The sequence below is a fragment of the Hylemonella gracilis str. Niagara R genome (assembly GCF_000600295.1).
Taxonomy (GTDB): domain Bacteria; phylum Pseudomonadota; class Gammaproteobacteria; order Burkholderiales; family Burkholderiaceae_C; genus Hylemonella; species Hylemonella gracilis_A.
Genome location: NZ_JEMG01000001.1, coordinates 2,283,633 through 2,307,029, shown reverse-complemented (window position 1 = coordinate 2,307,029; position 23,397 = coordinate 2,283,633). Strand labels below are relative to the sequence as shown.

Annotated in this window: 23 protein-coding genes and 1 pseudogene; 15 read left to right on the top strand and 9 right to left on the bottom strand. The window is 64.9% G+C overall.

The genetic code is table 11. The features are described from left to right. Positions 1 to 56: 56 nt before the first annotated feature. On the bottom strand, positions 57 to 758 hold the full coding sequence (locus AZ34_RS10675; protein WP_035607923.1) for a response regulator: 702 nt from the start codon (positions 756 to 758) through the stop codon (positions 57 to 59). Between the two features lie 164 nt (positions 759 to 922). Between AZ34_RS10675 and AZ34_RS10670 the strand changes: the two genes are divergently transcribed. The 3 genes from AZ34_RS10670 (at position 923) to AZ34_RS10660 (ending at position 2,779) form a co-directional block, all read left to right on the top strand. Further along, positions 923 to 1,345 carry a VOC family protein gene (locus AZ34_RS10670; RefSeq protein ID WP_231495508.1) on the top strand — a complete coding sequence of 141 codons (423 nt, stop codon included), beginning with the start codon at positions 923 to 925 and terminating at the stop codon, positions 1,343 to 1,345. 93 nt (positions 1,346 to 1,438) lie between these two features. Then, positions 1,439 to 1,810: a YbaN family protein gene (locus AZ34_RS10665; protein WP_035611480.1), complete on the top strand. Its 372-nt coding sequence runs from the start codon at positions 1,439 to 1,441 to the stop codon at positions 1,808 to 1,810. A 90-nt stretch (positions 1,811 to 1,900) separates the two neighbouring features. Further along, positions 1,901 to 2,779, top strand: a complete 879-nt coding sequence (locus tag AZ34_RS10660; protein WP_035607920.1) for a DUF6279 family lipoprotein — start codon at positions 1,901 to 1,903, stop codon at positions 2,777 to 2,779. Positions 2,780 to 2,791: 12 nt separating this feature from the next. Here the strand turns inward: AZ34_RS10660 and AZ34_RS10655 are convergent, their stop codons facing one another. Further along, complete coding sequence (locus AZ34_RS10655; RefSeq protein ID WP_035607917.1) at positions 2,792 to 3,262, bottom strand: Lrp/AsnC ligand binding domain-containing protein; 471 nt, start codon at positions 3,260 to 3,262, stop codon at positions 2,792 to 2,794. A 114-nt stretch (positions 3,263 to 3,376) separates the two neighbouring features. Here AZ34_RS10655 and AZ34_RS10650 point away from each other — a divergent pair, with 114 nt between their 5' ends. Beyond that, positions 3,377 to 6,532 carry an L-glutamate gamma-semialdehyde dehydrogenase gene (locus AZ34_RS10650; protein WP_035607914.1) on the top strand — a complete coding sequence of 1,052 codons (3,156 nt, stop codon included), beginning with the start codon at positions 3,377 to 3,379 and terminating at the stop codon, positions 6,530 to 6,532. 18 nt (positions 6,533 to 6,550) lie between these two features. Here the strand turns inward: AZ34_RS10650 and AZ34_RS10645 are convergent, their stop codons facing one another. Continuing rightward, positions 6,551 to 7,465 (bottom strand): LysR substrate-binding domain-containing protein, encoded by a 915-nt coding sequence (locus tag AZ34_RS10645; protein ID WP_035607911.1) that lies wholly within the window; start codon positions 7,463 to 7,465, stop codon positions 6,551 to 6,553. Between the two features lie 146 nt (positions 7,466 to 7,611). Between AZ34_RS10645 and AZ34_RS10640 the strand changes: the two genes are divergently transcribed. Genes AZ34_RS10640 through AZ34_RS17615 form a run of 3 tightly spaced genes read left to right on the top strand, consistent with a single transcriptional unit; the run spans position 7,612 to position 10,244 of the window. Next, the gene (locus AZ34_RS10640) at positions 7,612 to 8,571 is read left to right on the top strand and encodes a Bug family tripartite tricarboxylate transporter substrate binding protein (protein ID WP_035607908.1); all 960 of its coding nucleotides are present in this window, start codon (positions 7,612 to 7,614) and stop codon (positions 8,569 to 8,571) included. Positions 8,572 to 8,581: 10 nt separating this feature from the next. After that, entirely contained in the window at positions 8,582 to 9,637 is a 1,056-nt protein-coding gene (locus AZ34_RS10635; protein ID WP_231495507.1) for a zinc-dependent alcohol dehydrogenase, read from the top strand. 1 nt (position 9,638) lies between these two features. Continuing rightward, positions 9,639 to 10,244, top strand: a complete 606-nt coding sequence (locus tag AZ34_RS17615) for a DUF4286 family protein (protein ID WP_155831789.1) — start codon at positions 9,639 to 9,641, stop codon at positions 10,242 to 10,244. A gap of 100 nt (positions 10,245 to 10,344) precedes the next feature. Here AZ34_RS17615 and nth read toward each other — a convergent pair whose 3' ends face one another. Both nth and AZ34_RS10620 read right to left on the bottom strand, forming a co-directional pair. Next, the gene (gene nth / locus AZ34_RS10625) at positions 10,345 to 10,983 is read right to left on the bottom strand and encodes an endonuclease III (protein ID WP_035607901.1); all 639 of its coding nucleotides are present in this window, start codon (positions 10,981 to 10,983) and stop codon (positions 10,345 to 10,347) included. Between the two features lie 70 nt (positions 10,984 to 11,053). Beyond that, on the bottom strand, positions 11,054 to 12,010 hold the full coding sequence (locus tag AZ34_RS10620; protein WP_051509690.1) for an HDOD domain-containing protein: 957 nt from the start codon (positions 12,008 to 12,010) through the stop codon (positions 11,054 to 11,056). A 154-nt stretch (positions 12,011 to 12,164) separates the two neighbouring features. Between AZ34_RS10620 and AZ34_RS10615 the strand changes: the two genes are divergently transcribed. The 4 genes from AZ34_RS10615 to AZ34_RS10600 all read left to right on the top strand — a co-directional run bounded on the left by AZ34_RS10615 (position 12,165) and on the right by AZ34_RS10600 (position 15,734). Next, positions 12,165 to 13,364 (top strand): PLP-dependent aminotransferase family protein, encoded by a 1,200-nt coding sequence (locus tag AZ34_RS10615; RefSeq protein WP_035611474.1) that lies wholly within the window; start codon positions 12,165 to 12,167, stop codon positions 13,362 to 13,364. A gap of 188 nt (positions 13,365 to 13,552) precedes the next feature. After that, complete coding sequence (locus AZ34_RS10610; RefSeq protein WP_155831787.1) at positions 13,553 to 14,047, top strand: hypothetical protein; 495 nt, start codon at positions 13,553 to 13,555, stop codon at positions 14,045 to 14,047. Positions 14,048 to 14,327: 280 nt separating this feature from the next. Continuing rightward, on the top strand, positions 14,328 to 14,510 hold the full coding sequence (locus tag AZ34_RS19030) for a hypothetical protein (protein ID WP_035607894.1): 183 nt from the start codon (positions 14,328 to 14,330) through the stop codon (positions 14,508 to 14,510). Positions 14,511 to 15,125: 615 nt separating this feature from the next. Beyond that, positions 15,126 to 15,734: a hypothetical protein gene (locus AZ34_RS10600; RefSeq protein WP_035607890.1), complete on the top strand. Its 609-nt coding sequence runs from the start codon at positions 15,126 to 15,128 to the stop codon at positions 15,732 to 15,734. 47 nt (positions 15,735 to 15,781) lie between these two features. Here AZ34_RS10600 and AZ34_RS10595 read toward each other — a convergent pair whose 3' ends face one another. Further along, on the bottom strand, positions 15,782 to 16,711 hold the full coding sequence (locus AZ34_RS10595) for a LysR family transcriptional regulator (RefSeq protein ID WP_035607887.1): 930 nt from the start codon (positions 16,709 to 16,711) through the stop codon (positions 15,782 to 15,784). Between the two features lie 184 nt (positions 16,712 to 16,895). Here AZ34_RS10595 and AZ34_RS10590 point away from each other — a divergent pair, with 184 nt between their 5' ends. Next, positions 16,896 to 17,732 carry an MBL fold metallo-hydrolase gene (locus AZ34_RS10590; protein WP_051510142.1) on the top strand — a complete coding sequence of 279 codons (837 nt, stop codon included), beginning with the start codon at positions 16,896 to 16,898 and terminating at the stop codon, positions 17,730 to 17,732. 84 nt (positions 17,733 to 17,816) lie between these two features. After that, positions 17,817 to 18,521 carry a DsbA family protein gene (locus AZ34_RS10585; RefSeq protein WP_035607884.1) on the top strand — a complete coding sequence of 235 codons (705 nt, stop codon included), beginning with the start codon at positions 17,817 to 17,819 and terminating at the stop codon, positions 18,519 to 18,521. 165 nt (positions 18,522 to 18,686) lie between these two features. Here AZ34_RS10585 and AZ34_RS18705 read toward each other — a convergent pair. The 3 genes and pseudogenes from AZ34_RS18705 to AZ34_RS10575 all read right to left on the bottom strand — a co-directional run. Then, positions 18,687 to 18,788, bottom strand: a pseudogene (locus tag AZ34_RS18705) (IS5/IS1182 family transposase); the annotation flags it as partial. Positions 18,789 to 18,986: 198 nt separating this feature from the next. After that, the gene (locus tag AZ34_RS10580; protein WP_035607881.1) at positions 18,987 to 19,757 is read right to left on the bottom strand and encodes an SDR family NAD(P)-dependent oxidoreductase; all 771 of its coding nucleotides are present in this window, start codon (positions 19,755 to 19,757) and stop codon (positions 18,987 to 18,989) included. Positions 19,758 to 19,770: 13 nt separating this feature from the next. After that, on the bottom strand, positions 19,771 to 21,264 hold the full coding sequence (locus tag AZ34_RS10575) for a helicase HerA-like domain-containing protein (protein ID WP_035607878.1): 1,494 nt from the start codon (positions 21,262 to 21,264) through the stop codon (positions 19,771 to 19,773). 74 nt (positions 21,265 to 21,338) lie between these two features. Between AZ34_RS10575 and AZ34_RS10570 the strand changes: the two genes are divergently transcribed. After that, entirely contained in the window at positions 21,339 to 22,058 is a 720-nt protein-coding gene (locus AZ34_RS10570; RefSeq protein WP_035607875.1) for a YebC/PmpR family DNA-binding transcriptional regulator, read from the top strand. A gap of 14 nt (positions 22,059 to 22,072) precedes the next feature. Continuing rightward, entirely contained in the window at positions 22,073 to 23,377 is a 1,305-nt protein-coding gene (gene purD / locus AZ34_RS10565; protein WP_035607872.1) for a phosphoribosylamine--glycine ligase, read from the top strand. Positions 23,378 to 23,397: the final 20 nt, after the last annotated feature.

The window sequence follows — 23,397 nt, the reverse complement described above, 5'->3', positions numbered from 1 at the left end:
CAGCAGGCCTGGCAGGAGCCAGCCCAGCAGGGCTGATTTGAGGCTGCGGGCGCGCTTCACGGCGAGGTTGTCGCGCTCGGGTGGGCCGGGTCGCCCGCCTCCAGGCAATAGCCCAGGCCCCGCAAGGTGACGATCTGCACGCCGCAGCCGATGAGTTTCTTGCGCAGCCGGTGCACGTAGACCTCGATGGCCTCCAGGTTGACATCGGCTTCGTCGGGGAAGACACGGTCAAGGATTTGCTGCTTGTTCATCGGCTCGCCGCTTCTCTGAATCAGCGCGCGCAGCACCGAATGCTCACGCGGTGAGAGGGCCAGCAACTCGCCGCCGACCGTGAAGCGCTGGCTGGCGGTGTCGAACAAGAGCCGGCCGCAGGCCAGGCGTGGATGTTCCTTGCCGCGCGAGCGGCGCACCAGGGCCAACAGTCGGGCCTCAAGTTCCTCCACCATGAAAGGCTTGGGCAGGAAGTCGTCGGCGCCCTCGTGCAGGGAGCCCACGCGTTCCGTGAGCGAGTCGCGCGCGGTGAGCACCAGCACGGGGGTGCGGTCGTCGCGTTCGCGCATGCGGGCGATCACGCCATGGCCGTCCAGCCCAGGCAGGCCGAGGTCCAGCACCACGGCGTCGAATTCCTCGGTGGCCAGGCGCCGATCGGCCAGCATGCCATCGTCAGCCCAATCGACCACGATGCCGGCATGGCGTGCCAGGGTCTTGGCCAGCCAGCGGGCCAGCTCGGGCTCGTCCTCCACCAGCAGAATGCGCATGCTCTTGACTTGTCTCCTGCGCGGGATTGTCCCATGACGGGAGGTGGCGCCCGGGTGGGGATGGCGCTATGCGGCGGCCAAGCCCCAGCTCAGGGGGGCCGCGTCGTAGCTCGCGTCGAGCCCTTAAATAGCGCCGCAGTACCATGGCATGAGGAGCCGATGACGTGACGACCAAGAAGATGACGAACCCCAACCTGACCATCACCGAGATCAAGACCTTCGTGCCCGCGAAGGATTTCGAGCTGTCCAAGCGTTTCTACGTCGACCTGGGCTTCCAGCAGAAGTCCGAGGGCGGGGGCATCGCCTACTTTGCCCATGGCCACCACGCCTTCCTGCTGCAGGACTACTACGAACCGAAGTTCGCCGAGAACCTGGCGCTGCACCTCCTGGTGGAGGATGTGCAAGCCTGGAGCCGACATGTGGCCGATCGTGGCATCGCCAAGCGCTACGGGGTGCGGGTGACCGCCGTGACCGCCCAGCCCTGGGGCATCACCGATTTCACGGTCACCGACCCCTGCGGCGTGTGCTGGACCATAGGCCAGAACACGCCCGGCTTCGTGGCGGTCGGACGGCTGGACTCGGCCTGAACGGCGTCTCCATCGGCGTGTTGCGTGGTCCTCTCGGGCCATCGCGCTGCCAGCGCCTCAGCCGCCGACTTGCCCTTGCAGCACAATCGCCCGGTGCTTCCCCGTCTTTTCATTCTGCTGCTCTGGCGTCTCCTCGCTGTCGTCTGCGTGGTGCTGGGCATCATCGGTGCCTTTTTGCCCGTCATGCCCACCGTGGTCTTCCTCTTGGTGGCTGCCTGGGCCGCAGGCAAGGGCTGGCCGCAACTGGAGGTCTGGTTGCTGACGCACCCGCGCCACGGCGCCTCGATCCGGGCCTGGCGCGAGCGCGGCGCCGTCCCACGCCGTGCCAAGTGGGCCGCCTCTCTCATGATGGCGGCCAGCAGCCTGGCGCTGGCGCTGTCGCCCCTGGCGCTGGGGTGGCGGATCGGGCTGCCGCTGGGCATGGGCTGTGTCGCGCTGTGGCTGTGGCAACGACCCGAAGCCTGACGGTGCGTGCGGGTGCCCCTGCCTGAGGCGCAGCCCACTGAGTGCGTGAGGTCTTGCCCTTGTCACCGGGTTCAGGCAGCATCCACAGGCATGCGACGCGCTCTGAATTTGCTCCCGTTTTTTTCCTGCCTACGTGCTCGGACGCTGGGCTGGGTGGCCTTGCTGATCCTGATGGCGGGCTGTTCGACCCTGCAGTTCGGCTATGGACAACTGCCGCGTCTGGCCGCCTGGCAGCTGGACGGTTATCTGGACCTGGACAGCGCGCAGCGCCGCCAGCTTGATGCCGCACTGGCCGAACTGCACGCGTGGCACCGTCGCGAGGAACTGCCGCGCGCGCGGGCCGTGCTGGTCCGGGCCGACTCGCTTTGGGGTGAGTCGGCCAGCGGGCGCGGCGTCACGGCGGACGAGCTGGACGCCCTGGAGCAAGAAACCACGGCCGCCGTGAGTCGACTGTTGATGCGCGCCGAACCGTTGGCCCGGCCCCTGCTTTCCAGCCTGCGGCCCGCGCAATGGGAGCACCTGCGCCAGCGACAGCGTGAGCGCTTGGACGAATGGCTGGAGCTCGAAGGCGATCCTGAGGAACGCGCTGACCGTTTCGTCGACAACCTGGAGCGCTGGCTGGGCAGCCTGGAGCGGCCCCTGCGCCAGATGGCGCGCGCCGAAGTGGCGCGTTGGCCGGTGCGGGACCGTGAGGACTTGCGCCAGCTCTGGCAGGCGCGTCAGCAGCGCATCGTCGACGGTCTGCGTGCCGTGGCGGCAGGCCAGCGCGAGCAGGGCCTGGCCCTGTTAGCCAGCCTGAGCAGCGAACCGGTGGACCCCGCGCTGAGCGAGGCCGTGCGAGCCTCCGTGTTGCGCGTGCTCAACGCCGCCACGCCCGCTCAGCGCGCGCAGGCCCGAGAGCGCTGGGCACGCTGGCACGAGGATTTGCGACAACTCGAAACGCTGCAAACGGCGCAGGCCGTGCCCTGAGCAGCCCTCGATTCAGAAGGCCAGTCGGGCCTGGTTCTTGACCTCTTCCATCACCGCGTAGGTCCGCGTCTCGCGCACGCCCGGCAATTGCCACAGCACGCTGCCGGCGAACTCCCGGTAGGCCGCCATGTCGGCCACGCGGGTCTTGACCAGGTAGTCGAAGCCGCCCGCGACCATGTGGCATTCCATGATTTCGTCGCGCACCTGCACCGCTGCCTTGAATTGCTCGAACACATTGGGCGTGGTGCGGTCCAGCAGCACTTCGACAAAGACCAGCATGCCCCGGCCCAGCTTGAGCGGGTTGAGCCGCGCTTCGTAACCCAGGATGTAACCGTCGCGCGTCAGGCGCTGGGTGCGCGCCAGCACGGCCGTGGGTGACAGGCCCACGGTCTCGGCCAGCTTGAGGTTGGACAAACGGCCATCGGCCTGCAGCAGGTGCAGGATGCGCCGGTCGGTGCGGTCCAGGGTGTCGTCGGGTTCCAAATTTCTCTCTATGAGTCTGGCCATCTTTGGTGAATTATTCACCATGAAAGCGGGGAATATCGCGCCTGTTTCACTGCTTCAATCCCTTCTTGCCCCACATCGCGAGTATTTCCCATGCGCCTGCCCAGTCCCTACCGAGCCGAAGCCGACCTACTTTCCCAGCGCCTGCAGACCCTGGAAAGTCACCTCGACTGGGCCGCCGCCGCGCGCGTCGCCGCGCCCTGGGTGCAGGCCGTGCGCGAGAACCCGCCGCCGTTCTGGGCCATGGAAAGCCTGCTCAAGGAGTACCCCATCTCCAGTGCCGAGGGGCTGTCCCTGATGCGCCTGGCCGAGGCCCTGTTGCGTGTGCCCGACGCTGAAACCGCGATCGCGCTCACCGCCGACCAGTTGGGACGGGCAGACTTTGATGCTGCGGGCCAGCCCGCGCTGGCCCGCCTGTCGTCCAGCGCCATCGGTCTGGCCAAGAAATTTCTGCCGCACGACGAATCCACGGGCGTGCTGGGACGCCTGGGCGCACGTACCGTGGTGGCCGCCACCTTGCGCGCGGTGCAGTTGCTGGGCCGCCAGTTCGTGCTGGGCCAGACCCTGCCCGAGGCCATGAAGGAAGCGCAGCGCGCGCGCAGTGACGTAGGGAGTTTGACCTTCAGTTACGACATGCTGGGCGAGGGCGCGCGCACCAGCGCCGATGCCGAGCGTTACCTGCGCAGCTACGAAGCCGCCTTGCGCCTGCTGGCCGAACACGCGCGTGTCGATGTGTCCGCCGACGCACAGGAAGATCCCTACCGCAGCGAACGCGCCAACGACGGCATCTCCATCAAGCTCAGCGCCTTGCACCCGCGCTATGAGGATGCGCAGCGCGAACGGGTGTTGGCCGAACTGGTGCCACGCGTCTGGGGCCTGTGCCAACTGGCCGCGCAGGCGCGCATCAACCTCACCATCGACGCGGAGGAGGTGGACCGGCTCGAACTGTCGCTGGATGTGTTCGAGGCCTTGCTGGAACGCATCGCGCGTGAGCATCCAGACTGGTCCGGCTTCGGCCTGGCGCTGCAGGCTTACCAGACCCGCGCGCTCGAATTGGTGCAGCATGTCACCGCGCTTGCGCGCCGCCATGGCGTGCGCCTCATGTGCCGCCTGGTCAAGGGCGCTTACTGGGACGCCGAGGTCAAGCGCGCGCAGGAGCTGGGCCTGCCCCATTACCCGGTCTACACGCACAAGCACCACACGGATGTGAGCTACCTGGCCTGTGCCCGCGCTTTGCTGGAGGCCAGCGACGTGATCTACCCGCAGTTCGCCACCCACAACGCGGGCACCATCGCCGCCATCCAGCAGATGGCCGCGAGAACGATGGGCCCCCACGCTCCGACGCTGCGCCCCGAAGGGGCCGTTCGTCCCGCATTGGGGCGGCCCGGCAGCGGGATGATGGCCGCCGCCTACGAGTTCCAGCGCTTGCACGGCATGGGCGAGGGCGTCTACCGCGAGGTGCTGAAAAACCCGCTGGTGCGTTGCCGCGTCTACGCGCCGGTGGGGGCGCACCGCGACCTGCTGGCCTACCTGGTGCGCCGCCTGCTTGAAAACGGCGCCAACTCCTCCTTCGTGCACCAACTCGCCGATGAGCGCGTGGGTCTGGACGAACTGCTGATCTCGCCCCTGCGCCTGTCGCCGCTACCCGCCTTGCCGCTGCCGCACGACCTCTACGGACCTGCGCGGCCGAACAGCCGGGGTCTGGACCTCACTGTCGAGGCCGAGCGCGCGCCGCTACTCGAGGCCCTGGCGCGTTGCGTGGTGCCCCCAGTGCCTGACACCGAGGTGGCAACCTTGCCTGCGGCCTGCGCGCGTGCCGCAGTGGCCGCACGCGCCTGGCGCGACACTCCGGTGGCTGAGCGCGCCGATGCCCTGCGCCGCGCCGCCGACGCGTTTGAAGCCGACCGCGCCCGCCTATGCGCTTTGCTGGTCAAGGAGGCTTACAAGACCTGGGGCGATGCCGTAGCCGAGCTGCGCGAGGCGGTCGACTTCCTGCGGTATTACGCGGACGAGGCCGAGCGCCTGATGGCGCCCATCCCCTTGCCCATCGCGCCAGACAGCGGTAAGGGCCGATGGGCCGCAGGGCAGGGGGAAGCCAGCCTGGCAGACCCGCGCCAGGCCATGCTCGGTGTCACTGGCGAGCGCAACACCCTGCGCCTGACCGCGCGCGGGGTCTGGGTCTGCATCAGCCCGTGGAACTTCCCACTCGCCATCTTCACGGGGCAGGTTGCCGCCGCGCTGGCCACCGGCAACACCGTGCTGGCCAAGCCGGCTGAGCAGACCCCGGCCATCGCGCTGGAAGCCGTGCGTCTGCTGCACGCGGCCGGCGTGCCGGCTGATGCGCTGCAGCTCTTCCATGGCCCGGGCGAGACGGTGGGCGCGGCGCTGGTGGCCTTGCCCGGCGTGGCGGGCGTGGTGTTCACCGGCTCCACCGCCGTGGCCAAGCACATCCAGCGCGCCTTGGCGGCCAAGGACGGCCCCATCGTTCCGTTGATCGCCGAAACCGGCGGCATCAACGCCATGCTAGTGGACAGCAGCGCTCTGCCCGAGCAGGTGGCCGATGCGGTGGTGCAAAGCGCCTTTCGCAGCGCGGGCCAGCGCTGCTCGGCCCTGCGCCTGCTCTGCGTGCACGAAGCCATCGCCGATGGTGTGATCGAGATGGTCGCGGGTGCCGCGCGTGAGTTGGTGCTGGGCGACCCAGGCCGGTTGAGCACCGACCTGGGGCCGGTGATCGATGGCGAGGCATACGACACCATTCAGCGCCACCTGGCGCGACTGGAGGGCAGCGCGCGCGACCATTTGCCGCCCCCTGCATCGTCTCCGGCGATTGCCGGACCTGCGCAGGGCCTGCCCAACCTGCAGGCACCGCGCCTGTTCGAGGTGGCCTCCATCGCCGACGTCCGACAGGAGATCTTCGGCCCGGTGCTGCAGGTGGTGCGCTGGCGCGGCGAGCCGGAAGCCGTGATCGACCAAGTCAACGCCCTGGGTTATGGCCTCACGCTGGGCCTGCAGACCCGCATCGACAGCCGCGCCGAGGCCCTGGCCGCGCACGCCCATGTTGGCAACGTCTACGTGAACCGCAACATCATCGGCGCGGTGGTCGGCCTGCAGCCCTTCGGCGGCGAAGGCCTCTCGGGCACTGGCCCCAAGGCCGGCGGGCCGTTCTACTTGCAACGCTTCTGTGCCGAGCAGACCGTGACCGTCAACACCACCGCAGCCGGTGGCAACGTCGCCCTGCTGGCGGGCTGAGCCGTCGCCCGTCACGCCTCAGGCCACGCGCATGCGGGTCTGGCGGTGGATGCGCTGCAGGATGTCCTTGAGGCTCTCGTCCAGCAGCGGGTAGAGCGGGTGGGCCTCGCCCCGGCGCCGAATCAGGCCCAGCACGTCGCCCGGGTCGGCGCGGCGCAGCGGCCACCAGGCGACCCCGGGCGTGCGCAGCAAGGCGGTGGACGCGGGCACCAGGGCCACGCCCAGGTCGGCGCCCACCAGGTCCAGCACACCGTGCACCGTGGTGGCTTCGTAGTGGATGCGTGGGCTGAAACCGGCCTGTGTGCACAGCCGGATGAAACGGTCGAAGTAGGCTGGCCCGTGGTGGCGCGTGAAAGAGACGAAGGTCTCGTCAGCGCAGTGCCGCAGGTCCAGCGGCAGCGGCGCGGGTGGCTCGCGGTGCGCGGGCACGGCCAGGCAGAACGGGTCCGGCACGCGCACCGGGATCAGCAGGCGTGCGGGCACGGTGGCCAGGCGGCCGATGCCCGCGTCCAGCGTGCCGGCGATCAGCCCCTCCACCTGTTGGGAGCTGATCATCTCGCGCAGGTTCAGCGTCCAGCGCGGGTAGTCACGGCGCAGGCGACGCACCAGGGTGGGCAGCACTGTGCTGCTGGCCGATGGCACGTAACCCAGGTTCAGCACGCCCTCGGGGCCTTGCGCGGCATCGTGCACCAGGTCGCGCAGGCGACTTGCGCGCTCGAGCAGGGCACGGGCCTCCCCCAGCAACACCTCGCCAGCCGCCGTCAGGCGCACGCCCTTGGGGTGGCGCGTGAACAGCGGCGTGCCCAGGGCTTCTTCCAGTTGGCGGATCTGCAGCGACAGCGGCGGTTGAGCGATGTAGAGCTTCTCGGCGGCACGGCTCAGGCTGCCCGCTTCGGCGACAGCGACGAAATAACGCAGGTGACGAAGTTCCATGGCATGTTGGGGTGGCTTTGTGGTCACCCTGGGTGCAACCCTTATGTATATGCGAAAAGTATAGGACTCATACCCAACCAATTGTTGAAGTATCCATTGGATGCGCCAAGAATGCCGCCTCGCTTCATCACGACAAGGAGACCCTCATGAAACGCCTGATTCCCCTTCTGCTCGCTCTGGCCGTGGGCGCGCCCGCCCTGGCGCAGGATTGGCCCAGCAAGCCGGTGCGCGTGTTCGTGCCCGCGCCCGCAGGCAGCTCGCTGGACATCATCGTGCGTACCCTGGGCGACAAGCTGAAAGACCGCTGGAAGCAGCCCATCGTGGTCGAGAACAAGGCCGGCGCCGGCGGCATGCTGGGCATGGACGCCGTGGCCAAGGCCGCGCCCGACGGCCATACCCTGGGCATCGGCTTCAACGGCCCGGTGGCCTTCGGCCCCTTCATGTACAAGAAGATGGCCTACAACCCGGGCAAGGATCTGCTGCCCATCGTGTTGACGACCTCGCAGCCCAATGTGCTGGCGGTGCCCGCCGGCAACCCGGCCAAGACCCTGAAGGAATATGTCACCTGGGCCAAGGCCCAGCCGCAGGGTGTGAGCTACGCCTCGGTGGGCAATGGCAGCTCCTCGCACCTGACCATGGAGCTGTTCCGCAGCACCGCGGGCTTCCAGACCCTGCATGTGCCTTATGCCGGTTCGCCGCCGGCTGGCCTGTCGATCGCCGCGGGCGACACCCAGGGCCTGTTCACCGTCGCGCCGGCCCTGCTGCCCCTGGTGGACAGTGGCAAGGTGCGCTTGCTGGCCGTGACCAGCGCCAAGCGCATGCCCGGCATGGAGAGCCTGCCCACGGTGGCTGAATCGGGCTACCCCGGCTTCGAAGCCCTGGCTTGGAACGGCCTGTTCGCGCCGGCCGGCACGCCCAAGGCCGTCATCGACCGCATCAACGCCGACGTCAACGCCGTCATGCAAGACCCGGCCGTGCGCGAGAACTTCGCCAAGCAAGGCCTGATCATCGGCGGCGGCAGCGCGGCCTCCTTCAAGAGCTTCATCGACAGCGAAAGCAAGAAGTGGGGCGCCATCATCCAGCAGGTGGGCATCACCATTGAATGAGCGCGCGGGCATGAACGAACAGGTGACCACCATGCTGGCTTTGCGCAAGACCCGGCCCGAGGCCGGGACCGAGTTGGTCGAAGTCCCCGTGCCCCAGACCCTGGAGGAGGGCGAGGTGCTGGTGCGCGTGGCCGCGGCCGGCATCTGCGGCAGTGACCTGCATGTGGACGACTGGACGGCGAGTTATGCCTTCATTGCGCCCTACCTGCCGGTCACCCTGGGTCACGAGTTCGTGGGCACCATCGCCAGCGGACCCCGCGCAGGGCAGCGGGTGGTGGTGCGGCCCTCGGTCACCTGCGGGCGCTGCGCCCATTGCCAGGCCCAGAACTTCGACGCTTGCGAGCAGCGCCGGGGCATCGGCATGACACGCGACGGGGCCTTCGCGACCTGGGTGCGTGCGCCCCTGCGCAACTGCATCCCCGTGCCGGCGGGCGTGAGCGACACGCTCGCGTCGCTGGTGGAGCCGTTCTCCATCGCCATGCAGGCGGTGCGCCAGGCCGGTGATCTGTCCGGCCGCACCGTGCTGGTGATGGGGCCGGGCACCATCGGCCAGGCCATCGCCGTGCTGGCACGGCGTTTGGGCGCTGCCCGCATCGTCGTCACCGGTTTCCAGGACGCGGTGCGGCTCGACACCCTGCGCGCCATGGGCTTTGACGATCTGGTGGATGTGTCGCAGACCCCACTGACCCAGTGGCTGACAACCCGCGCCGACCTGCCGCCTTTCGATTTGGTGTTCGAGGCCACCGGCGTGCCCGCCACCATCACCGAGGCCCTGGGCCTGCTGCGGCGTGACGGCGTGGTGGTGGTGACCGGCATCCATGATCGGCCCCTCTCGCTGGACCTCACGCCTTTCGTGCGGCGCCAGTTGCAGCTGCGCGGCTCCTTCCGCCCGCCCGAGTCCGACTGGCCACGCGTGCTGGATCTGATGGGCGAGCTGGGCGAGGCCATCCGTCCCATGGTCAGCCATGTGCTACCGCTGGCGCGCGCCCACGAAGGTTTTGCCTTGGCGCATGGCAAGCAGGCCAACAAGGTGCTGCTGGTGCCCGAGGAGCATGATGGGCGCTGAGGTGAGCCAGGACGTCCGCGCGCTGCTGGCGCTGTGGAATGACGTGGACCCGATCCACGACGTCGCCTACAACGACTGGCATGCCAACGAGCATGTGCCCGAGCGCCTGACGGTGCCGGGCATGATTTTCGGCTTGCGATTCAGAACCATGTCGGGCGTGCGCGGCCCGCGTTACCTGACGCTGTACGGCCTGCGCGACGTGCAGGTGCTGGACAGTGCCGCCTATCAGCATCTGCTGGCCTGGCCCACGCCCATGAGCGCGCGCATGCGGCATGTGATGCACAACATCTCTCGCGCCGTGTACGACGTGCAGGTTTTGCGGGGCCGCCTGGACTTGCCTTGTCTGTCTGTCCGCGAAGGGCAGGGCGAAGAACTTGCACCGATGCTGGACGCGGCGCCGGGGTGCTTGCAGGGCCTGCGCCGCTCGGACACCCAGCCTTTGCCCTGGGTGCAGGCGGGGCAGACCAGTTCGACGGGGGATCAGGAGCAGGCGTTCATGCCGCCTGCGACGCTGTGGCTGATCGCGCGCGAGAAGGCCGAGCCGAGCGTCGGCGGCGCACTGGACTATCGGCGCCTGCCGGTCGCCGACATGCGCAACGCAGGCTGAGCCCAGGTCGGCAGGGTTCCCAGGTGCCGCGTCCAGCCGGTGCCAGCACGTCCGCAGCGGGCAAGCCGGGTTCCTCGGCTTGGGTCGTCAAGGCAGGCCCTCAAGGCGAGGCTGTCTTGTCCTGGAAGTCACACCAGGCAGACACCTGGCATTCCCAGCAACGGGGCTTGCGCGCCAGGCAGATGTAGCGCCCGTGCAGGATCAGCCAGTGGTGGGCGTGTTCCATGAACTCGTCCGGGATGCGCTGGAGCAACTGCTGCTCCACCTCGTAAGGCGTCTTGCCCGGCGCCAGCCCCGTGCGGTTGCCCAGGCGGAAGATATGCGTGTCCACCGCCATGGTCGGCTCGCCGAAAGCCACGTTGAGCACCACATTGGCCGTCTTGCGACCCACGCCGGGCAGAGCCTCCAGTTCCTCACGCGTGCGCGGCACCTCGCCGCCGTGCCGCTCCACCAGGATGCGGCAGGTCTCCATGAGGTGCTTGGCCTTGCTGCGGTACAGGCCGATGGTCTTGATGTAGCTCTCCAAGCCGTCCTGCCCGAGCGCGAGGATGCGCGCCGGCGTGTTCGCGACCGGGAACAAGCGGCGCGTGGCTTTGTTCACGCCCACGTCGGTGGCCTGGGCCGACAGCAGCACGGCCGTAAGCAACTCGAAGACCGAGGTGTATTCCAGCTCGGTGACCGGCAGCGGGTTGGCCGCGCGCAAGGTCGCGAAAAAGGACTGGATGTCGGCCGGTGTCATGGGCGGTGAAAACGGCTGAAACGGCGAGAACGGCAAAAAGGCAGGCCGTCCGCGCCAGCGGCGCGCGGCTTCACAGCACCGACAGATCGACGAAGCATTCCCGCGCGGGCGGCTGCGCGCGCAGCGTCTGCACGCTCAGGCCCAGGGCCGTCAGTACCTCGGGCGGCAGCAGGTCCAGGGTTTCGGGGGCCAGCACGGGCGCGTCCGCGGCCTGCAGGCTGGCCGAGTTCAGGTCCGCCAGGTGGCTGGCCAGGTGCAACACGCCGCCCAGGGGGTTGAGCAGCGCGTGGGCGGGCGTGGAAGCCGGCCAGGCCAGGGGCGTGGCCGTGACCTGCAAGGCCCCGACCATGCCGTCCGGGAAGCGCCAACGCTGGGCCAGTTCGGCCGTCACGTCCACCTCGGTGAAGCCCAGGGCCTGCCGCTCGCTGGCCCAGCGGCTGCCGGGCACATTGGGCAGGCGTTCGATCTGCGCCAGCGCCTGCGGCTGGGATTGCACGATCAGCAGCTCACCCAGGCGCAGCATCATGCCGGCCAGCCAGGCCTGTTGCGGGTCCAGGTGCTCGCGCAAGCCAGGCTGCGCGGCCAGCGCCTGTTCTGCCAGCCACTGCGCGTACCCCGCGCAGGCCATGCAGTTGCGCCAGAAGTGCGCCCGGTTCAGGCCTGGGGCGACCGGGAAGCTCACGTTCATGCAGGCGGCCAGCGCCAGCAGGCGCACCTGGGTCAGGCCGAGCAGGGAGATGGCCGAGGTCAGCGACTCCACCTCGCGCTGCAGGCCCATGGCCACGCCGTTAGCCGCGCGCAGCACCTTGGCGGTGAGCACCGGGTCTTGGGCGACCAGCGCGCCCACCTGGGCGGCGGAAATGTCACGGTCTTGCAGGCTGCGGATCAGCGCATGCGCCACCTCGGGCATCACGGGCAGCTTGACGGCACGAAAGAAGACCGCCAGGTGCGGGGCTGTCTGGTGTGGCGTTGAGGGCGTGGGGAGCGCCGCTGCGGCGGTCGCGGTGGCGGAAGTCGGGGGCGCCATGGAGGTGTTTGGGCAGCAGGGCAGTTGTCTGTTGATGTTCTTGTCGGGTTCGACCCTTGGCCCGATTGTCCACGATGCAAGCACCGCTGGAATGCGAGAATGCACGAACATTTTGTTTCTGCTTTTTGCGCTCTCCTAGTTTTCCCTGATGACCATGCAATTCGCCCAACGTCTCGACAACGTCGAAACCTCCGCCATCCGCGAACTCTTCAAGCTGCTCGGCAAGCCCGGCATCATCTCCTTCGCGGGCGGATTCCCCGACAGCGCCATGTTCGACGTGGAGGGCATCCGCGAAGCGAGCAACAAGGCCCTGGCCGAGGACCCGGGCGCGGCCCTGCAGTACGGCGCCACCGAGGGGTACAACCCGCTGCGGGAGCAGCTCGCAGCCTTCATGACCGAAAAGATGAAGAGCACGGGTGCGCAACTCACGCCCGAGGGCCTGATCGTCACCACCGGCAGCCAACAGGCCCTGGACCTGCTGGGCAAGACCTTGGTGGACCCTGGCGCCAAGGTCATCGTCGAGGCGCCGACCTTCCTGGCCACCATACAGTGCTTCCGCCTCTATGGCGCCCAGGTCATCGGCGCACCGATTGACGCGCAGGGCGTGCAGGTGGACAAGCTCGAAGCCTTGATTGCCGAGCACAAGCCGCGTTTCGTGTACCTCATCCCCACCTTCGGCAATCCCAGCGGCGCCACCCTGAGCCTGGAGCGCCGCAAGCGCATCCTCGAACTGGCCGTGAAGACGCAGACCGTGGTGATCGAGGACGACCCCTACGGCGACCTCTACTTCGGCGAGTCACCGCCCGCCAGCCTGCTGGCCCTCACCGCACAGGTGCCCGGCAGCCGCGACTGGCTGGTGCATTGCGGGTCCCTGAGCAAGGTGCTGAGCCCCGGCCTGCGCGTGGGCTGGATGATCGCGCCGCCCGCGCTGTTGGCGAAGGCCACCATGTGCAAACAGTTCAGCGACGCCCACACCAGCACCTTTGCCCAGGCCACGGCCGCGCAGTACCTCAAGGCCGGCCGCATGCCCGCCACCCTGGCGCGCGTGCGCGCCGTCTACGCCGAACGCGCCCAGGCCATGGGTGAGAGCCTGAAGAAGGAACTGGGCGACGCGATTGAATTCACCCAGCCTGGCGGCGGCCTGTTCTTCTGGGCCCGCCTCACCGGCGCGGGCTGCAAGCTGAAGGACGCCAACGAACTCGCCAAGCGCGCGATTGACAAGGGTGTGGCCTTTGTGCCCGGCGCGCCGTTCTTTGCCACCAACCCCGATGTGTCCGCGCTGCGCCTGAGCTTTGCGACGGTGGGGGTGGAGAAGATTCGGGAAGGGGTGGAGAGGTTGGGGAAGGCAGTCTGAGCAGGGTCAGATCGGAAATCTAGACAATCGAAAGGGCGCAAACCATGCGCCCTTTTTCTTTTTGTTTGGTCAACTTATAGTTTTTAGGGAGAGTGCTGAACGATCGCGGATGGCTGTGTGCGGCCAGAAGCGGAAGATGAAGGAATATCTCTAAACCTGTCGTTCAAAGTCCCTCACGATAGATAGCCATGAATTTCGATGCCAAACGAATGTTCGACGAAGCGCTAGCAAGAATCAATGACGCGGACATACTCGCTGGTTCACTTGATACGCAGTCAGACGCAAGTGCGGTGCTGCGAATACTTGGGTTTGAAATTCTGCTTAAGTGCGCCATCCAACTTTCGGGACAATCGCCGAGACGGAACCATGCCTATGCGAAATTGTGGCTTGCTCTGCCAGGTCATGCTCAGACAGAAATTCTGAAGGCAGCAAAAGAGCGTTCACCTGGTCACACCGACTTTTCAGACCTTAATAAGCTCCTAACGCGTTTTCAGTTTGTGTTCGAGAAGGCCCGCTATCACTACGAGCTATACGATGGCTGGACGCCTGAAGAGATGGACGAGTTTGGAAAGCTGTGGGAGGAACTTGGCGCTCCAACCGAAGAGGCTATGGTGCAGTATCACCCCGAGGAGCTGTTCTGCCTAATTGAGGCGCTCAAGGTGTACATTGCGCCAAGGCTTTAACGCAACAGCCTCTAGAGCAACGCGTTGAAGACAACGCGCGCCTTATGCTGAGTGTCGAGCGTCGGCTTTCTAAGTTGCTGACCGCCTGTTATGGGTCGAAATCAGAATAATTCTTCCGCCAAAATTCGAATCTCAAATCAAAACTGAATCGTCTATGAATAGCTCATCATCTTTCTCGGTAAAACTAATCTCCTTTTTAGGATGGATTCTTACCGTGTTCGGGGGGTTATTTGCTGTCTTGACTTTCATCCTTGTATTGGGTGAGAAGAATGGACCCCCAATGATGATCTTGTTCTTCTTCATTTTTATATTCTGCAGCGTAGCTATTGGTCAGTTCTTCGTTGTGTTGAGCGTAATAGTGAATAAGCTCCAGAATATTGAAGCCAACACAAATGCAATGAAAGAGTTGTTGACAACAGGCGCAGCTGCAAAGATTGACAAGGAAATCAAATCAGCCGAATAGCTGGTTTCTGTTTTTTTTGATCGTGCCAAAACATGAAAGACTTTTTTTCAGTTTTCCAAAGTTTTCTATGGGTCAAAAACTTCTAGCCAACCCAGAGCGATTCATTTCAAAAGTTAGGCATCAAGCTACGTCATGAACGCCATACTCCAATGCTGGCGCAACACACAAGACCTTCCTCGGCCGCTCAAGGTCTTATGCCGGGGCGCCATGGTTGCGTCCCCAATCCTACTTTTCTTCCTTACTTTCCCTGTGTTCGATTGGACGGTCAATGGAAGAAAAGTGCCCTATGGAGAGCTCTGGGCATCCGGGGGTGGCTTGGCACTCTTTCTGGCGCTCTCGCTTGCGAGCATTGGTTCTTGGGGCATCGCCAGTCGCAACCCGCGCGCTCGCTGGGCTCTGGTGCTCGTTCCCATCGCGCCTATCGCAGCGTTAAGCGTTTGGCCTTCAACTTGGCTCACAAGCCAACTCTCCTATTCAGGTCTTTGGCTCAACAGCTTGCTCACTGCTGCGCTCATTCTTTGGGGCCTATTTGGCGTGCAATCCGTCAATGAATACTTCGCCTCTCGCAGTGTTCGTCCGACGTCTGCACCGAATTGAGTAGCAGGAGACATCATCGTGAAATACGGAATCTTTCTTTTGACGGCTCTCGCGATTTTGGGTGTTCATGCCCATGCCGAAGAGGCCGATGGCCGGCAATCCAAGCCGATTCAAGTGGGGATTTCGTTCAAGGATGGATCATCCTTTGCCTTGAAGTTTCTGCCGCCCGACGAGGAGGGATGGGTCATGACCAGGCCAGGCGGAGGGGTGAACCTCAAGAAAAATGCAGGCTCAGCAACGGACAGCATGGAAATCGAGGCTTACATGATGAGGCTCGATGCGCCGATTGAGCCCATGGCCAACTACATCGGGACGATCAAGCGCAACATCATCGAAGGATACGAAGGCAACAAGAACTTCAAGATCAACACGTTCGAGGTCATCGAAGACCCCAAAGACGCCCGATGCGCCAGAATCCATCTGCTGCTGGAGCGTGTACAGCCAAGCCCAGAAGCGCAGGAAAAAAGATGGAGTGAGCAGTATGTGCTGTCCTGCGGATCGTTGAAGCGCAAAGGGATGGGCTTTGAATTGCGCTTCTATCACCGATACGTGGAGTCAAGCAAAGACGCTCAATTCGCCGAGAAAGCGCGCAAGCTGCTGGACAGCACAGTATTGGTGGATGAGTAGCGGGCGGGCGATGTCAGTTGCGGATTCCGTCCGCGCTCGCGCTGACTTCACGGCCACATACTGGGGCCGTTGAGGCCCCGATCCCACACCGGTTCCTCGCCCCCAAACTTCTCCACCAGGAAATCGACCAGCAGCCGCAAGGCCAGCGGTTGGTGCTGGCGTGAGAGGAAGACCGCGTGGATGCCCATGGTTTCGAGTGGGTAGTCCCTCAACAAGGGGACCAGCGCGCCCCGCTGGATGTCCTCGCTGACGTAGTAGGTGGGAAGAATGCCGATACCACCGCCGGACAACAGGGCCCGTCGCAGGATGGCGGTTTCATTGGTCGTGAAACTCACGTCCACCGTCGGTTCCACGATCTTGTCGCCTTGCCGGAAGCGGAACTGGGTCGCGCTGACCAGCGCATGCACCAGGCACCGATGCCGTGCCAGCTCATCCAAGTGGGTGGGCGTGCCATGGCGCAGCAGGTAGTCCGGGCTTGCGCAGATCACCGAGCGGCAGGTGGCGAGTGGGCGGGCGATCAGCGTGGGTTCGAGGGTGTTGCTGATGCGCACGGCCAGGTCGATCTGGTCGGCGGCCAGGTCGATTTCCCGGTCGGTGGTGGTGAGGGAAATTTGGACTTTCGGGTGGCGTTGCTGGTACTCAATCAGGGCCGCGGTCAACTGCGCCTCGGCGAACGAGAGTGCGCAGGTGAGCCGTAGACGCCCTCTGGGCTCCTGACGCAGGTTGCCGGCCATTTGCTTGACCTCATCGGCCGTTTCCAGCAGCTGACGGCACGAGGGCAGGGCCAACTGGCCCGCGTCGGTGAGTGTGACGCGCCGGGTCGTGCGGTGCAAGAGTCGCGCGCCCAGCCAGTCTTCCAGCGACACCAGATAGCGGCTGATCGTGGCTGCGGACATTTCCAGCTGCTCGGCGGCCTGGATCAGGCTACCCCGCTCTGCGACGGTGACAAATACTTGGGCAGCGGTGATGCGGTCCATCGCAACTCCTCACGAGGCGTTTGATTGCGCCGAATTGTGCAATGAATAATCTGAAAATCGGTTGTTTATCTACTGAATTGGCTTGAATACAGTGGCGGTTCCTCTCAACCAAGTCCAGGAAATCGTCATGTTCTTCCCGACCTCCCTCGTTCAAAAACTGCTGCCGCTGCTGGCCTTTGGTGTCATGGCGGCCGGAACTGCCGGCGCGCAGACAGCCGCCGCCCCGCTGCAACTCAAGGTGTACAACGCGGATGCCACGAGCTTCCACGTCAACGCCGTGGTGGTCAGCGGCAAGTCCGAGGCGCTGGTGATCGACACCGGTTTCACACGGGCCGATGCCCTGCGCGTGGCCGCCAACGTGCTCGACAGCGGCAAGACGCTGAAAACCATTCTGATCAGCAATGCCGATCCGGATTTTTATTTCGGGGCCGAGGTGCTGAAGGAGCAGTTTCCCCAGGCGCAGGTGCTGGCCACGCCGGCGGTGCGCGAGAAGATTCAAAGCAAGTTGTCCGGCAAGCTCGCTTTCTGGGGGCCGAAGCTGGGCGCGAATGCACCGCGCAAGCCGCTGGTGCCCGATCTTCTGCAGGGCAATACCCTGACGGTCGATGGAGAAACCATTGAGATTCGTGGCAGGACCGGTGAGCTGGCGCATCGTCCCTATGTGTGGATTCCGTCGATCAAGGCGGTCGTTGGCAACATCGCTGTTTTTGGCAATCTCCATGTCTGGACGGCCGATACCCAGAAGCTGAGCGAACGCAAGGCGTGGCTGGCCCAACTCGACGAATTGCTGGCGCTCAAGCCGGTTATCGTGGTGCCAGGGCATGCCGCAGCGGGTGCGGCTCAGGACGAAAGCGCGATTCGCTACACGCGGGACTATCTGGTCCGCTTCGAGCAGGAACTGGGTCGTACCCAGAACTCCGCCGAACTGATCGCGGCGATGAAGAGGGCCTACCCGGACGCGGGCCTGGGCATCGCCCTCGACATCGGCGCGAAGGTCAATAAAGGCGAGATGAAGTGGTAAACACCACGCCAGGCCGCTGAATCATTTGAATCACTGCTGGGCACCAGACCGTAGGTGCCCAGCAGCCCACGTGAAAGGAACGCCATGAGCACTTCAACCCTACACTACATTTACGACCCGCTCTGTGGCTGGTGCTACGCGGCGGCCCCCTTGATCAAGGAAGCGCGCCAGCACGTGGCCGTGCAGGCGCATGGCGGCGGCATGATGGCAGGTGCGCGGCGTCAGCAGGTCAGCGCGCAGTTGCGCGACTACGTGATGCCGCACGACCGTCGCATCGCCCAAGTCAGCGGGCAGCCCTTTGGTGCCAGTTATTTCGACGGCCTGCTGCGTGACACCAGCGTGGTCTTCGACTCCGAGCCGCCGACCGCCGCCATGCTGGTGGCCGAGCAGTTGGCTGGGCGTGGGCTGGACATGCTCGCCCGCCTGCAAACGGCGCACTATCTGGAGGGGCGACGCATCGCGGACCGGGCGGTGTTGATCGACATCGCGGCCGAACTCGGTTTGCCACGCGACGCCTTTGCCGGTGCCCTGGGTGCCACACTGGGTGAGGGCGTTCGCGCGCACATCGCGGCGACTCGGGCGCTGATGGGCCGTGTCGGCGCACAGGGATTTCCGACGCTGGTGCTGGAGAGCGAAGGGCGTTTTGTTCCTATTGATCTGAGTTCCTACCTGGGCCGGCCGGAGGCGTTCGCGCAATGGCTGCAGTCACAAATTCCGAACGACCATGTGCAACAGGAGGGCGCGGCCTTGCAATGCGGGCCGGACAGTTGCAGCATGCCCGGCGCCTAGGGAACGTCTGATCAAGTCATAAAACGGCTGCTTGGCGATCTACCAAGCCAAACGATCCAGCAGGCCCTGCGACTCCACGGTCGCCGCGGTGCCATTAGGCACATTCGGCGAGGGCCTACGCCCCCTGCACACGGACCACTCCCATCATCGCCATCAGCTTCTTGCGCGCCATCCACAGACCAGTTCCATCTCGGCCAGAAACACCTCGAGCCGCGTCGTCTTCCTTTTGCCCGCCTGCTCGGCATCAGCGAAACTGATCTGGTTCATCGCTCATGCTCCATTGGGCGGCTCAGTTCACCACGCAAGAACCGTGCTCTTGCTCAGAGCTTACCTGGTCGAAGAATGTAATGTTGCAGCCATTGCGCCGCGATCATTTGCTTCGGTCATGAAACCCCTTTGCGTTTCTAAATCGAGAGTCTTGGGCGTAATCGTCACCAGCTTCGAGCGTGAAGTTCGCGCCCGTGATCATCGCCCTCGCTTGGCTAGCGCGGCAACGATGAATGCAGGCATGATGCGTGTCATGAATACAAGAAATTTGTAGCGCAGGGACGGAATGCTGATAGCCTTTTTGTGATCTAGGTCTTGAAGGGCACCTGCGACCAAGCGATCGGCGTCTAGCCACATCCAATCGTCAATGTCAGAGATATCCAAGTTGCTGCGCTGGTGAAATTCCGTGCGCACGAAGCCCGGACACAAGGCCATGACGTGGATACCCTTGTTTTTGTAGCGGAAATGCGCCCACTGAGAGAGGTTGACCAACCAAGCCTTGTGCGCGGAGTAGGTGCCACTCAACGCGAAGGCCGCGACGCTGGCTACGTTGACGATGGCACCTTTGTCGTTCCTGTTCTCGCGTGCGCTCATCGTCTTGAGGGCCGCGTCCATCAAGTGCATGGGCGCTCGTACGAGCAGATCTAGGTGCCAATCCTCGTCGGCGATGGGAGTATCGCCAAACAATAAGGCCAGAGAAGCTCCAGCGTTGTTTATGAGTAGGTCGACGGGCCTGTCCGAATCCCGCACGGCGGCAGTGGCTAAGGCGAGACCAGTGGAGGTGGTCAGATCAGCTGTGACGACGTCGATGTAGACGTTATGCTGCTGTCGCAACTCGCTAGCCAATGCATCCATGCGAGCGGTATCGCGCGAAATGATGACCAAGTTCCAGCCTCGCCGCGCCAGCGCGCGGGCGAACGCTTTTCCGATGCCCGCGGTCGCACCGGTGATCAATGCGCGTTTTTTCATGACGAATCTAAGCTCAGCGTTTGCCCAAGATGCCGCCCAGCACGCCACGGATGATCTGGCGCCCGACTTCGCGGCCGATGGAGCTGGCGGCGCTTTTGATGAGCTGTTCGCCCGCGCTGGCGCGGGTGCGTTTGGATCCGCCACCCAGGATGTCGCCCAGGCCGCCGAGCAAACCGCCGCTTTCTTGCTGCTGCGCCTGGGCTTGCTGAGTCTGCTGTGCCTGTTTCTCTTGCGTGCGCTGGGCCAGCTTCTCGAAGGCCGATTCACGGTCCTGCGTTTTTTCGTAGACGCCCGCGACCAGCGAGCTGGCCAGCAGGGCCTGCCGCTGCTGCGGCGTGACGGGGCCGATCTGGCTGCCGGGCGGCAGCACCCAGGCCCGTTCGGTCACGCCGGGGCGGCCCTTGTCATCCAGGAAGCTGATGAGCGCTTCGCCCACGCCCAGTTCGGTGATGGCGCGCGCCATGTCGCCCAGCGCGGGGTTGGGGCGCATGGTGTCCGCCGCCGTCTTGACGGCTTTTTGGTCGCGTGGTGTATAGGCGCGCAGCGCATGCTGCACACGGTTGCCGAGTTGGCCCAGCACCGTGTCGGGGATGTCCAGTGGGTTCTGGGTCACGAAATACACGCCCACGCCCTTGCTGCGCACCAGACGCACCACCAGTTCGATGCGTTCCAGCAGCGCCTTGGGCGCGTCGCTGAAGAGCAGGTGGGCTTCGTCGAAGAAGAAGACCAGCTTGGGTTTGTCCAGGTCACCCACTTCGGGCAGTTGCTCGAACAGTTCCGAGAGCAGCCACAGCAGGAAGGCCGCGTAGAGACGGGGCGCGGTCATCAGCTTGTCGGCGGCGAGGATGTTCACCACACCTAGACCCGAGACCGTCTGCATGAAGTCGGCGATGTCCAGCATGGGCTCGCCGAAGAATTTTTCGCCGCCCTGGGCCTCGATCTGCAGCAGGCCACGCTGGATGGCGCCGATGCTGGCGGCACTGACATTGCCGTACTCGGTCTTGAACTGCGCCGCGTTTTCGCCAACGAACTGGCACATGGCGCGCAGGTCCTTCAGGTCGAGCAGCAGCAGGCCCTGGTCGTCCGCGATCTTGAAGACCAGTTGCAGCACGCCTTCCTGGGTCTCGTTCAGGTCCAGCATGCGGGCCAGCAGCAGGGGGCCGAGGTCACTGACGGTGGCGCGCACCGGGTGTCCCTGTTCGCCGAAGACGTCCCAGAGGGTGGTGGGGCAGGCCGTGGACGCGGGCGCTTCCAGGCCGCGCTCCTTGAGCACAGCGGCCAGTTTGTCGCCGATGCGCCCGGGTTGGGAGAGGCCGCTCAGGTCACCCTTGACGTCGGCCATGAAGACTGGCACGCCAATGCGCGAAAAGCCTTCGGCCAGGGTTTGCAAGGTGACGGTTTTGCCGGTGCCGGTGGCGCCGGTGATCAGACCATGGCGGTTGGCCTTGTCAGGCCGCAGCAGGCATTGGATGTCGCCGTGTTGCGCGATCAGGAGGGGGGATGTCATGTCGGGGCCAGGGAATACAATCGCAAACTTTTCCTAGCCTACCAAAAAACCCGAGGACCCCAGAAGGAAACCTTATGGCTGGACACAGCAAATGGGCCAATATTCAGCATCGCAAAGGCCGCCAGGACGAGAAGCGCGGCAAGATCTGGACCCGCATCATCCGTGAAATCACCGTCGCCGCCCGTGCCGGCGGCGGCGACCCGAGCGCCAACCCGCGCCTGCGCCTGGCCATCGACAAGGCCAAGGCCGCCAACATGCCTGCCGACCGTGTCAAGTACAACATCGACAAGGCCACGGGCAACCAGGAAGGCGTGAACTACGAGGAAATCCGCTACGAGGGCTATGGCATCGGCGGCGCGGCCATCATCGTGGACACCATGACGGACAACCGCGTGCGCACCGTGGCCGAAGTGCGCCACGCCTTCAGCAAGCATGGGGGCAACATGGGCACGGAAGGCTCCGTGGCCTTCCAGTTCAAGCACTGCGGCCAATTGATCTTCGCGCCGGGCACCAGCGAGGACAAGGTGATGGAAGTCGCCCTGGAAGCCGGGGCCGAGGACGTGATCGCCGACGAGGACGGTGCCATCGAGGTGCTGACTGCGCCGGGCGACTTCGAAGCGGTGAAGAACGCGCTGGAGGCCGCAGGCCTCAAGCCCGAAGTGGCAGGTGTGACCATGCGTGCCGAGAACACCATTGAGTTGTCGGGGGAGGACGCCGAGAAGATGCAGAAGCTGCTCGACGTGATCGAGGACCTGGATGATGTTCAGGACGTGTACCACAACGCGTCCTTGTGAATGAAAGTACTCGCTTGAAAGTTCTAGTGATCGGCGGCGGCGGCCGCGAACATGCGCTGGCCTGGAAGCTGGCCGCCTCGCCCAAGGTGCAGGTGGTCTACGTGGCGCCGGGCAACGGCGGCACGGCGCGGGACAAGCGTCTGGTGAATCTGCCCCACCTGAGCGCGACGGACGCCAAAGCCTTGCGTGAGTGGGCTCAGCAGGAAAAGATTGGCCTCACGGTCGTTGGCCCTGAAGCACCGCTGGCAGCGGGCGTGGTGGACGAGTTCCGCGCCCACGGCTTGCGCATCTTCGGCCCCACGCGGGCGGCGGCGCAGCTCGAAAGTTCCAAGGCCTTCTCCAAGGCCTTCATGAAGCGCCACGGCATTCCCACGGCCGAATACGACACTTTCAGTGACCCGGTGGCCGCACATGCCTACATCGACAAGATGGGCGCGCCCATCGTGGTCAAGGCCGATGGCCTGGCGGCGGGCAAGGGCGTGGTGGTGGCGACGACCGTGGCCGAGGCGCATGAGGCAGTGGACTTCATGCTGCTGGACAACAAGCTGGGTGTCACGCACAACGAAGGTGGCGCGCGTGTGGTCATCGAGCAGTTCCTGCAGGGCGAGGAAGCGAGTTTCATCGTGCTCTGCGATGGCAAGAACGTGCTGGCGCTGGCCACCAGCCAGGACCACAAGCGCCTGCTGGATGGTGACCTGGGGCCGAACACCGGAGGCATGGGCGCCTATTCCCCCGCGCCCGTGGTCACGCCCGCGGTGCATGCCCGCGCCATGCGCGAGATCATCCTGCCCACCATCAAGGGCATGGAAAAGGACGGCATCCCCTACACGGGCTTCCTCTACGCCGGCCTGATGATCGACGCCAACGGGCACCCGAAGACGCTGGAATTCAACTGCCGCATGGGCGATCCGGAGACGCAACCCATCATGATGCGGCTCAAGACCGACCTGCTGGACGTGCTGCTGGCCGCGACCGAGGGCAAGCTGGATCAGATGGAGTTGGAATGGGACCGGCGCATCGCCCTGGGCGTGGTGTTGGCGGCGCATGGTTACCCGCTGGACCCGCGCAAGGGTGACGTAATCACCGGTCTGCCCGCGGACGGCGAGGAGGGCGTGGTGTTCCATGCTGGCACCACGCTGAACGGTGAAGGCAAGGACGCGCAGGTGCTTGTGTCCGGCGGGCGCGTGCTGTGCGCCACGGCCCTGGGTGGCACGACCCGGCAGGCTCAGATGCGCGCCTACGAATTGCTGGAAAGCATCCGCTTCGATGGCATGCAGTACCGCAAGGACATCGGCCACCACGCCATACGCAAAGGTTGAGGGCGCAGGCCCGATCGTGT